This is a genomic window from Shewanella sp. 10N.7 (genome assembly GCF_020806285.1).
Classification (GTDB): domain Bacteria; phylum Pseudomonadota; class Gammaproteobacteria; order Enterobacterales; family Shewanellaceae; genus Shewanella; species Shewanella electrodiphila.
Genome location: NZ_JAJGZS010000064.1, coordinates 1 through 863, shown reverse-complemented (window position 1 = coordinate 863; position 863 = coordinate 1). Strand labels below are relative to the sequence as shown.

The window sequence follows — 863 nt, the reverse complement described above, 5'->3', positions numbered from 1 at the left end:
ACAGTAAGTAATAAATCTAGTTACCATCAACTCAGATAAAACTTATCTGGGTTGTATGGTTAAGCCTCACGAGTCATTAGTACAGGTTAGCTCAACGCCTCACAACGCTTACACACCCTGCCTATCAACGTCCTAGTCTCGAACGGCTCTTTAGAGGAATTAAATTCCTAGGGATGACTCATCTTAGGACTCGCTTCCCGCTTAGATGCTTTCAGCGGTTATCGATTCCGAACGTAGCTACCGGGCAATGCTATTGGCATAACAACCCGAACACCAGCGGTTCGTCCACTCCGGTCCTCTCGTACTAGGAGCAGCTTCCTTCAATCATCCAACGCCCACGGCAGATAGGGACCGAACTGTCTCACGACGTTCTGAACCCAGCTCGCGTACCACTTTAAATGGCGAACAGCCATACCCTTGGGACCGACTTCAGCCCCAGGATGTGATGAGCCGACATCGAGGTGCCAAACACCGCCGTCGATATGAACTCTTGGGCGGTATCAGCCTGTTATCCCCGGAGTACCTTTTATCCGTTGAGCGATGGCCCTTCCATACAGAACCACCGGATCACTATGACCTACTTTCGTACCTGCTCGACGTGTATGTCTCGCAGTTAAGCTGGCTTATGCCATTGCACTAACCGTACGATGTCCGACCGTACTTAGCCAACCTTCGTGCTCCTCCGTTACTCTTTGGGAGGAGACCGCCCCAGTCAAACTACCCACCAGGCACTGTCCCGAACCCCGATAAGGGGCCGCGGTTAGAACATCAAAACTACAAGGGTGGTATTTCAAGATTGACTCCACTTCATCTAGCGACGAAGCTTCAAAGTCTCCCACCTATCCTACACATGTAGGTTCAAT

The 863-nt window shown here is 50.8% G+C and carries 1 rRNA gene; it reads right to left on the bottom strand.

Features of this window, described 5'->3' with window-relative positions:
• Positions 1–55: 55 nt before the first annotated feature.
• Positions 56–863 (bottom strand): 23S ribosomal RNA (locus LMH66_RS20215); the annotation flags it as partial.